Annotated in this window: 10 protein-coding genes; 4 read left to right on the top strand and 6 right to left on the bottom strand. The window is 73.7% G+C overall.

All coding sequences use genetic code 11. The annotated features are described in order from the left end of the window. Positions 1 to 77 precede the first annotated feature (77 nt). Positions 78 to 2,756, top strand: a complete 2,679-nt coding sequence (gene glgB, locus I4I78_RS06750) for a 1,4-alpha-glucan branching protein GlgB (protein ID WP_374225849.1) — start codon at positions 78 to 80, stop codon at positions 2,754 to 2,756. Between the two features lie 51 nt (positions 2,757 to 2,807). Here glgB and I4I78_RS06755 read toward each other — a convergent pair whose 3' ends face one another. Beyond that, the gene (locus I4I78_RS06755) at positions 2,808 to 3,188 is read right to left on the bottom strand and encodes a cupin domain-containing protein (RefSeq protein WP_218610332.1); all 381 of its coding nucleotides are present in this window, start codon (positions 3,186 to 3,188) and stop codon (positions 2,808 to 2,810) included. 58 nt (positions 3,189 to 3,246) lie between these two features. On the opposite strand from I4I78_RS06755, the gene I4I78_RS06760 reads away from it, so the two are divergent. Next, positions 3,247 to 3,729 carry a MarR family winged helix-turn-helix transcriptional regulator gene (locus I4I78_RS06760; RefSeq protein ID WP_218610333.1) on the top strand — a complete coding sequence of 161 codons (483 nt, stop codon included), beginning with the start codon at positions 3,247 to 3,249 and terminating at the stop codon, positions 3,727 to 3,729. A gap of 50 nt (positions 3,730 to 3,779) precedes the next feature. Here the strand turns inward: I4I78_RS06760 and I4I78_RS06765 are convergent, their stop codons facing one another. From I4I78_RS06765 to I4I78_RS06775, 3 genes are read right to left on the bottom strand one after another with little or no spacing between them, the layout of a single operon-like run. After that, the gene (locus tag I4I78_RS06765; RefSeq protein WP_218610334.1) at positions 3,780 to 5,009 is read right to left on the bottom strand and encodes an aromatic acid/H+ symport family MFS transporter; all 1,230 of its coding nucleotides are present in this window, start codon (positions 5,007 to 5,009) and stop codon (positions 3,780 to 3,782) included. Between the two features lie 44 nt (positions 5,010 to 5,053). Further along, the gene (locus I4I78_RS06770; RefSeq protein ID WP_218610335.1) at positions 5,054 to 6,367 is read right to left on the bottom strand and encodes a glycosyltransferase family 87 protein; all 1,314 of its coding nucleotides are present in this window, start codon (positions 6,365 to 6,367) and stop codon (positions 5,054 to 5,056) included. A gap of 17 nt (positions 6,368 to 6,384) precedes the next feature. After that, on the bottom strand, positions 6,385 to 7,365 hold the full coding sequence (locus I4I78_RS06775; protein WP_308251941.1) for a tetratricopeptide repeat protein: 981 nt from the start codon (positions 7,363 to 7,365) through the stop codon (positions 6,385 to 6,387). Positions 7,366 to 7,664: 299 nt separating this feature from the next. On the opposite strand from I4I78_RS06775, the gene I4I78_RS06780 reads away from it, so the two are divergent. Next, positions 7,665 to 7,907 (top strand): hypothetical protein, encoded by a 243-nt coding sequence (locus I4I78_RS06780; protein ID WP_218610336.1) that lies wholly within the window; start codon positions 7,665 to 7,667, stop codon positions 7,905 to 7,907. A 146-nt stretch (positions 7,908 to 8,053) separates the two neighbouring features. Here the strand turns inward: I4I78_RS06780 and I4I78_RS06785 are convergent, their stop codons facing one another. Further along, complete coding sequence (locus tag I4I78_RS06785; RefSeq protein ID WP_218610337.1) at positions 8,054 to 8,770, bottom strand: alpha/beta fold hydrolase; 717 nt, start codon at positions 8,768 to 8,770, stop codon at positions 8,054 to 8,056. Further along, positions 8,767 to 9,096, bottom strand: coding sequence for a thiamine-binding protein (locus I4I78_RS06790; protein WP_218610338.1), 330 nt, complete (start codon positions 9,094 to 9,096; stop codon positions 8,767 to 8,769). Before I4I78_RS06790 ends, I4I78_RS06785 begins: the two co-directional genes overlap by 4 nt. Before the next feature lie 103 nt (positions 9,097 to 9,199). On the opposite strand from I4I78_RS06790, the gene I4I78_RS06795 reads away from it, so the two are divergent. Further along, positions 9,200 to 9,703: a MarR family winged helix-turn-helix transcriptional regulator gene (locus I4I78_RS06795; RefSeq protein ID WP_218610339.1), complete on the top strand. Its 504-nt coding sequence runs from the start codon at positions 9,200 to 9,202 to the stop codon at positions 9,701 to 9,703. Positions 9,704 to 9,778 lie beyond the last annotated feature (75 nt).

Raw genomic sequence — 9,778 nt, forward strand, 5'->3', positions numbered from 1 at the left:
CGGTCCGCCCCCGCGCTCGGCGACGACCGGTGAGGCGCAGTACGGTTTCGCAGGTGACATCAGAGGAGACCCAGGCGATCGACCCCTGCGCCCCGGACCAGGCGACGACCGACCGGCTCCTGGGCGGGGCCCACCACGACCCGCACGGCGTCCTCGGGGCACACCCGCACGCCGACGGCACGGTCGTGCGCGTGCTGCGCCCGCAGGCCGAGGCGGTGCACGTCCTGCCCAACGGGGACCGCGAGCTGGCCCACCCGCTGGTGCAGGTGCACGACGCGGGCCTGTTCTCCGGCCTGGTCCCCGGATCCGGCGGCGACTACCGGCTGCTCGTCGAGTACGCCGACGGCACCGAGCAGATCGTCGACGACCCGTACCGCTGGCTGCCCACCCTCGGCGACGTGGACCTGCACCTGATCGGTGAGGGGCGTCACGAGCGGCTCTGGGACGTGCTCGGTGCGCACCTGCAGGACTACGACACCGCATCCGGGCCGGTGAACGGCACCAGCTTCGCGGTGTGGGCCCCGAACGCGCAGGGCGTCCGGGTCACCGGCGACTTCGACGGCTGGGCCGGCTGGGCACTGCCGATGCGCTCGCTGGGCAGCTCCGGGGTCTGGGAGATCTTCCTGCCCGAGGTCGGCGTCGGCGCGCGCTACAAGTTCCGCATCCTCGGACCGGACGGCCGGTGGCGGGACAAGGCCGACCCGATGGCGTTCGCCACCGAGATCCCGCCGCAGACCGCGTCCGTCGTCACCACCCCGGTGCACCAGTGGGGCGACGGCGACTGGATGACCGCGCGCGCCGACCGCAGGCCGCACGCCGAGCCGATGAGCGTCTACGAGCTGCACCTGGGCTCCTGGGTGCCCGGCCTGGACTACCGCGAGATCGCCGACCGCCTCGTCGCGTACCTGGACGAGACCGGGTTCACCCACATCGAGCTGCTGCCGGTGGCCGAGCACCCGTTCGGCGGCTCCTGGGGCTACCAGGTCACCTCCTACTTCGCGCCGACGTCGCGGTTCGGCACCCCGGACGACTTCCGCTACTTCGTCGACACGCTGCACCGCGCCGGCTACGGCGTGATCGTCGACTGGGTGCCCGCGCACTTCCCGCGCGACGAGTGGGCGCTGGCCAAGTTCGACGGCACCGCCTGCTACGAGCACGCCGACCCGCGCCGCGGCGAGCAGCCCGACTGGGGCACGCTCGTGTTCGACTTCGGGCGCAACGAGGTCCGCAACTTCCTGGTCGCGAACGCGCTGTACTGGCTGGAGTCGTTCCACATCGACGGGCTGCGCGTCGACGCCGTCGCCTCGATGCTCTACCTGGACTACTCCCGCGCCGACGGTGCGTGGCTGCCCAACATCCACGGCGGCCGGGAGAACCTGGACGCGGTCGCGTTCCTGCAGGAGATGAACGCGACCGTCTACCGCGAGCACCCCGGCGCGGTCACGATCGCCGAGGAGTCGACCGCGTGGCCGGGCGTCACCCGGCCCACCTACATGGGCGGGCTCGGGTTCGGCCTGAAGTGGAACATGGGCTGGATGCACGACACGCTCGACTACACCGGGCGCGACCCCATCCACCGCAGCTACCACCACAACCAGATGACGTTCTCGCTGATGTACGCGTTCAGCGAGAACTACGTGCTGCCGATCAGCCACGACGAGGTCGTGCACGGCAAGGGGTCGCTGTGGACCCGGATGCCCGGCGACGACTGGAACAAGGCGGCCGGCGTGCGCGCGCTGCTGGCCTACATGTGGGCGCACCCGGGCAAGCAGCTGCTGTTCATGGGCTCGGAGTTCGGGCAGCCACGGGAGTGGTCCGAGCAGCGCTCGCTGGACTGGCACCTGCTCGACGACCCGCTGCACGGCGGCATCACCTCGCTCGTCGGTGACCTGAACCGGGTCTACCGCGAGCAGTCCGCCCTGTGGGCCAAGGACACCACTCCGGACGGCTTCGCCTGGATCGACGCCAACGACGCGGCCGGGAACGTGCTCAGCTTCCTGCGCCACGGCGTCGACGCGTCCGGGCGGGCGACCGTGCTGGCCTGCGTCGCGAACTTCTCCGGCGCGCCGAACGAGAACTACCGGGTCGGGCTGCCCTTCGCCGGACGCTGGACCGAGCTGCTCAACACCGACGCCGCCGGCTACGGCGGCTCCGGGGTGGGCAACCTGGGCACCGTCGTCGCCGAGACGCAGATGTGGCACGGCCAGCCCGCATCGGCCGCGCTGCGGCTGCCGCCGTCCGGCGTGCTGTGGCTGGTGCCCGAGGAGACCGGCGGACCGGTGCACCCGCTCGGGTCCGCGACCGAGGCCGCGCCGGTGTCCACCGCGCCGCCCGCGGTGGGAGCCGCGGAGATCCCGCCGGTGCCCGAGGAGACCGACCTTCCGGCGCCGGCCACCCCGGACGACGACGTGTCGGCGTCGGTGTTCGCGGGGCACGACGAGCCCGTCTCACCCGAGCCGGTCGCCGTGCCCGAGCCGATCGACGCCGTGCCCGAGCCGATCGACGTGCCCGAGCCGGTCGACGCCGTGCCGACGCCCGAACCCGAGCGCACCGAGCCCGTCGCCGAGCCGGACGAGAGCCTGCCGATCTCCGAGGCCGGGGGCTCCCCGACCACGCCCGCACCGACCGTGACCCCGTCCGTCTCCGGGGCGCCGGGGGTACGGGCCACGCGCACCGGGCCGTTCGTGACCGGGACGTCCGGTGCCGGGACGTCGGCTACCGGGACCTCGCAGAACGGGTCCTCCGGCAAGGGGTGAGCCATCCCCGTCGGGCACGACGCGTCCGCGCCGGACGCGTCGTGGCCGGCCTCAGGCGATCCAGTCGGGCGTTCCTCGGTCGGTGCCGTCCGCGAGTTCGGCGCGTGCGTCACCGGGTCCGGTGACCAGGGCCGACATCCCCACGTGCTCGTCCGCGACGATTCGGCGCAGTCGGCCGGCGAGGAGCACCGCGGTGTCTCCCGGGCCGAGCACGACCGGGTCGTCGCCGTCGAGCTCGACGGTCGCGACGCCGTCGACGACGGTCCACACCTGTTCCCCGGTCATCCGGTGCTCCGGTCCGGCGGCACCGGGATCCATGCGGACCTGCCACATCGCGTGCCTCGCCCCGCCGAGGGTCGGCGAGACGAGTGTGGTCATCACGGCGTTCGGGGTCTCGGTGCGGCGCTGGTCCGCGTGACGGACGACGGTCATGACGGTCTCCCCTACAATCGACAAAGTGGTTGTCTTACGGAGAGAACGGTAAACTAGGTTGTCTGATTCGTCGAGTGACACACGCGCCGGACACGGCCTGCCGCTGCTGCTGCTCCGCGCGTTCCAGGAGCTGATCGACGAGCTGCACGTGCAGTTGGAGCAGGAGGGCTTTCCCGACGTCCGGCCGATGCACGGCTTCGTCCTGCAGGCCGTCGGCCCACACGGCACGACGGCGGTCGAGCTGGGCCGCGCGCTCGGGGTGAGCAAGCAGGCCGCCGGCAAGACCGTCGCGGGACTCGAGGCGCAGGGATACCTGGAACGCGGCAGCGACCCCTCCGACTCCCGACGCAAGCTCGTCCGGCTGACGCCACGAGGCCGTGCGCTGCTGTCCCGCTCCGCCGCCGTACTGGACGCGCTGCGGGCCCGGTGGTCCGACGGGCTCGGCGAGCAACGGCTGCGCGACCTGGAGGACGCGCTGACGGCGATGACGTCGGGACCGGCGCCGCGGCTCGACACCCCGGCCTGGTTCGGTCGCGGCTGAGGGGTGTGCGACCGGCCCGGGCGGTGGGTCGGACCTCGTCCGGCGGGACGTCAGACGCGGGTGGTGTCCGCGGAGTCCCGGTCCCCGGCGTCCTCGCGCCCCACGCCCACCACCGCGACCGCGCCGAGCAGCGCCACGGCGGCGAACGCGTAGAAGCCCCACGGGTAGGCGATGCCCGCGCCGAGCAGCGCTCCGCCGATCAGCGGCCCGCTGATCGCGCCGAGGCGGCCGACCCCGCTGGCCGCGCCCAGGGCCGAGGCCCGCGCCGAGGCCGGGTAGTGCCTGCTCACCCAGGCGTAGACGAGCACCTGCGAGCTGAACACGAACACCCCGGCCAGCAGCACGCTGACGTACACCCCGACGCCCGGCAGCCGGATCGAGAGCAGCGCCAGGAACAGCGCCGCCGCGGAGAACCAGCCGATCGTGGTGGTCCGGATACCGATCCGGTCCGCGACCCGGCCCGCCACCAGGAGCCCGACCACGGCACCGGCATTGAGGACCAGCAACAGCGTCAGTGCTGCGCCGAGCTGGTACCCGGCCGCCAGCATGATCTCCGGCAGCCATGTGTTGAGCCCGTACACCAGCAGAAGACCCATGAACGAGGCCACCCAGAACGCGATCGAGGACCGCAGGTAGCCGCCGCGCACGAGCTGGGACACCGGGTTGCGCGAAGCCGACGGCGTGACCCGATCGACCCCGGGCAACGATTCGGGCAACCGCGCGGCGATCAACGGCACGAGCGCCAGCGCGGGGAGCGCTCCGATCACGAACATCGCCTGCCAGCCCAGGCCGGGAATCACCAGCCGTCCGAGCAGCGCGGTCAGCACCGCACCCACGTGGTATCCGGTCATCAGGATCGTCGTGGCGCTGCCGCCGCGACCCGCTCGGCTGAACTCGTTCACCATGGCCAGCGCGACCGGCAGCACACCACCCAGGCCGAGTCCGGCCAGGAAGCGCAGCAGCGCGAACACCAGCGGGCCGGTGGCGAACGCGCACAGCAGCGTCAGCACGGAGAAGGTCACGACGGCGATCAGCATCGTCCGGCGCCGCCCGATCAGGTCGGCCAGCGGACCCACGGACAGCGCTCCCACGCCGATCCCGACCAGCCCGACGGCCGAGATCAGCGACGCGGTACCCGGCGTCAGCCCCCAGTCCGTGGCACGTAGCAGCGAGGGCAGCACCACCCCCAGCACGACGATGTCGAAGCCCTCGAGGGCGACCACCAACCAGCACAGCGGCGCGACCCACCCCCTGTGTGACGCTGTGGCGCCGTCCGCCATCACCGCTCGCCTCCCTGCGCGTAGGTGGACGGCAGTGTGCGGCCCTAGCCGGACGAGCGCGCCGGGACTTCCGCAGAACGGAAGGATTCCCCCGTACCGGATCGCGGTGCGGTATCCGGCCACCACGGTCCGGTCGCCGGGCGCAGCAGCGTCAGCCAGGCCGCGAGCAGGATCGCCGTGTACAGCGCGTGACCGACCAGGGTGAACGGGTCCCCCGGCGCCCACAGGTCGCTCCAGGTGATCGGGATGAACGCGAGCGCCAGCAGCGCCCCGACGACCACCCGGCGGGTGTCGCCCGCGCGCCCGGACGCGACCACGACGAGCAGTCCCGGCCACAGCACGATCAGGTAGTTGTGCCAGGAGATCGGGGCCGTCAGCAGGCCGGTGGCCAGCACCGCCCAGGGCGCGACGCCCGCCGGGTCGGCGCCGCGGGCGGACGTGCCGATGCTCGTTCCGCGTTCGCTCCTCTCGGCGATCCCGTACCACCGCGTCCGCAGGCCGAACAGCAGCAGCGTCCCGACCAGCAGCGCGACGCCGACGAGCGTCCCGACCAGCGACGGCAGACCCCACCGGATCGCCATCCCGGGCAGCGCGGCGTTGTCCAGCACGGTCGCGACCGGCTCGGTCAGCGCCATCCGCAGCCACTGCGGCCCGGTGGAGAACCCGGCCGCGGCCATCCCGGCCAGGGTCGCCAGCGTCGCGGCGGCCAGGCCGGCCCGCAACGCCGGCCAGCGGCGCTGCACCAGCGGCAGCAGCAGCAACGGGGCCAACGACGGCTTGATCGCGACGGTGACGCCGTAGAGCACCGCGGCCAGCCGCGGGTGACCCCGGCGCTCGGCGATCCACCCGGCCGTCACCCCGACCAGCAGGATCCCGTAGATCTGGCCCAGGGCGAGCGTGCCGTGCAGCGGTGACGAGGCCAGGACCGACAGCACCGCGAGCGCGGTCCAGCCGCGGCCGATCCGCAGCTCGCGCGCCGCGGCGAACACCGATCCGGCGACCATCAGCACCGTGAGCGTCACGAAGATCCGGTAGGCGCTGACGGCGTCGAGCATCCCGAGCGGGGCCATCAGCAGCGACAGGACCGGCGGGTTGAGGTTGTGCAGCTTCGCGTCGGTGTCGTAGATGCCGGTGCCCTCGACGAGCGCGGCGGCGGAGCGCCAGAACGTGTCGAAGTCGACGTGGGTGATCGGCACGATCGGGTTCGGCAGCAGCGCCAGCAACGGCGGGTTGCCGAACACGAACAGGGCGACGCCGGTGACCAGCGCGGCCACCGTGACCACCCGGGCACCGATCCGCACCGCCCGGGAGCGGTCCCACCGTGCCCGCGGACGAGCCCCGTCCGCGGCGGCGGTCACGCTCTCGGTGGTCGCGCTCAGAACAGTGCGCGGGCCAGGGCCCGCCGGGCCGTGCTCACCCGGGGGTCGTCCGCGGGGAACAGCTCGAACAGGCCGACCAGGTGCTCGCGCGCGCGGTCACGGTCCTCGCCCGCGGTGCGGCCGACGGTGGCCACCAGCCGCTCGAACGCGGCCTCGACCTGGTCGGCGGCCATCTGGGCGTCGGCGGCGGCGAGCTGGGCGTCGACGTCGTCCGGGGCGGCGTCCGCGCGGGCGACCGCCGACGGGTCGGCCTGCTCGGCCCGGGCCAGGAAGCGCACCTGGGCCAGGGCCGCGGTGGCCTGCTCGTTGGCCGGCTCGACGTTCAGGATCGCCTCGTAGGCGGCCTCGGCGGCAGCGTAGTCGCCCTGCTCCAGGGCGTCCTCGGCCGCGGTGAAACGCGGGTCCTCGGGCTCCTCGGCCGGTTCGGCAGGCTCGCCACCGGTGGTGGCCCGGGCCTCTCCCTCGGCGATCGCCGGCATCCGCTCGCGCAGCGCGTCGAGCAGCGAGGACACCCACTGCGCCGCCTGGGCGTCGGGCATCGCGCCGTTCACCGCGTCCGCCGGCTGGCCACCGACGACCACGACCACCATCGGGACCTGCTGCACCCCGAACGCCTGGGCGATCCGCGGGGCGGCGTCGATGTCCACCCGGGCCAGCACCCAGGCGCCGCCGCCGTTCGTGGCGAGCCGCTCCAGCTCCGCGGAGAGCTGTTCCTCACGCGGGTAGCGGCCGGCCCAGAGCTCGATCACGACCGGGACCTCGAGCGACTTCTCGACGACGTCGTTCTGGAAGCCCTGCTCGGTGGCGTCGACGACCCATGGGCTCGCCTGCCCCCCGCCGCCGTCGCCACCGCCGGGTGACTGGGGTCGGTTCGCGGCCTCCGAACGCGCCTTCAGCGCCGAGAGGTCGACCGCTCCGGCCATGGCCGACGACATCGCCGACCGCTGGGCCTGCTGACGTGGATCTGGGCGAGACACGCCTGCCATCCTGGCACGCTCCCCCACGGCGCGCGGACCGCCCCGGCGCTGTGGGCACCGGGGCGGCCGACCGGGCGGCCACCGGGCGATGACCGCTCGACGATCGGGCTCCGAGGACCGGCCGGCGTGCACACCCTCCGGGGGCGCCGCCTCACCGTGGGTGGATCATCACCGGACCGGCGGAACAACACCGGGCGGATTCGCTCGTTGAACCGTCAGCAGGGGCCCACGGGTCACTCTGCGTTGCCGCAGACCACGGCCGCGCACGCGTCGCGCGCCATACCGGAGGATCGAGACTCATGAGCAATGTTCAGACCGCCAAGCCGACCCTGGCCTACGCCGCCCTGGCGGTCGGTGTCATCGGCATCATCGCCGGCATCTTCATCCCGCTCGCGGGGTGGATCCTGGGCGCGGCCGGACTCGTGCTGGGCTTCCTGAGCTACCGCCAGCCGGCCACCGCCAAGCTGGGCCAGATCGCCATGGCGATCGGCTTCGTGGCGATCCTGGTCGGGGTGTACTTCTTCACCAGCGCGATCGCCTGACGACGACCGGCCCGCCGCGCGGGCCGAGGTGCCACCCGCCGGACGCCCGGCGGTGTGACGGCCGGTGACGGGACCTCCCGTCACCGGCCGTCGTCGTCCCGTCCCGTCGTCCCGTCCCCTGTCGTCCCGGGTCACCGGCGACGGTCTCAGCCCGCCGCGATCCCGCCCAGCAGCTCGGCCAGCTCACCCGGACGGGTGAGCATCGGGAAGTGCCCGCCCGGGAGCTCGACGAGCTCGGCACCGACCGCCGCCGCGTGTCGCCGGCCCGCGTCCGGCGAGGCGACCCGGTCACCGGTGCACACCACGGACACGGTCCGGACGGACGGCCACCCCGCCAGTGGCGTGGTCTCCTTGCCCACCGTCCACGCCTGCGGGCGCAGCCCGGTGAGCGCCGCGTCGACCGCGGCCTCCGAGCTCTCCGCCGCGACGCCGCGGTAGAGCCCGCCGCGGGCCGCCTCGGCCGACCAGAACGTGGTGCCGTCCTCGCCGCGGCGCACCCCGGTGTCGTAGCCGGGCACCATCAGCTCCTCGGAGCGCATCCGCCCGATGAACGACGTCCCCGGCACCGGCGCCATCGCGGCCAGCAGCACCAGCGCGGTGACCCGTTCCGGGCCCAGCCGCTCGGCGACCAGCGGGACGCTCAGCCCGCCCAGGGAGTGCCCGACCAGCACCACCGGGCCGGGATCCGACCCGATCGCGGCCAGCACGGCGTCGGCGTAGGCCTGCGCACCCTGCCCGGACCGGTCCGAGGGCAGGTCCGGGGCGGTCGCCCCGAACCCCCGGGTCTCCAGCTCGTCGACCAGGGCGGACCAGCACGACCCCCGGTGCCACGCCCCGTGCACCAGGACGAACCGCGGGGTCATCCGGCGGCCGGGAGGTCGCCGGCGGCACCGCGCAGCTCCGACTCCACCCGCTCGACCTTGGAGGTGAGCTGGCCGTCGTGGCCCGGGCGGATGTCGGCCTTGAGCACGAGACTCACCCGGGGTGCGCGCGCCTGCACCGCCTCCACCGCACGCTTGACGACCGCCATCCCCTCGTCCCAGGTCTGCGACTCGATGGTGGTGAACATCGACGTGGTCTCGTTGGGCAGTCCGGACTCGCGCACGACCCGCACCGCATCTGCGACGGCCGCACTGACACTGTCCGAGGAGTCCCCGCCGGACGGGGCGATACTGAACGCGAAGAGCATGCGCCCAGCCTGCCACGCCGCGGCCGCCACCTCGGCCGACGAGCCGTCCTCGATCCACTTCCCTCGCGGGACGGACCCGGGCGCTTTGCTAGCGTCCGGATCCATGACGCACCACGGGTCGCTGCCGTTCGACCCGATCCAGCGCGCCGCGGACCTCTGGGACGAGCGGATCGGACCGTCGGCGAGCATGGCCGCGGTCACCAGCGTCATGCGGGTGCAGCAGATCCTGCTCTCCGCCGTCGACGGCGCCCTGCGCCCGCACGGCCTGACGTTCGCCCGCTACGAGGCGATGGTGCTGCTCGACTTCGCCCGCCGCGGGAGCCTGCCGATGCGGGTGATGGGTGAACGCCTGCAGCTGCACCCGACCAGCGTCACCAACATCGTCGACCGGCTGCAGGGCGACGGCCTGGTCCGCCGGGTGCCGCACCCGACCGACCGGCGGGCCACACTCGTCGAGCTCACCGAGGACGGGACGGCGCGCCTGGCCGAGGCCACGACGGCGGTGACCGGCATCGACTTCGGCCTGTCCGGTCTCTCCGACGGCCAGCGCGGAGAGCTGACCGACCTGCTGCGCGTGGTACGCCGCGCCGCGGGCGACTTCGACTGACCGCCCGCGGCGTCCCGGCCGTCACCGCCGCCGCCGTCCGGCCCGGCGGACACGACCCGGCCGCCTGCGTGGCCC

It is taken from the genome of Pseudonocardia sp. KRD291, assembly GCF_019263595.1.
Classification (GTDB): domain Bacteria; phylum Actinomycetota; class Actinomycetes; order Mycobacteriales; family Pseudonocardiaceae; genus Pseudonocardia.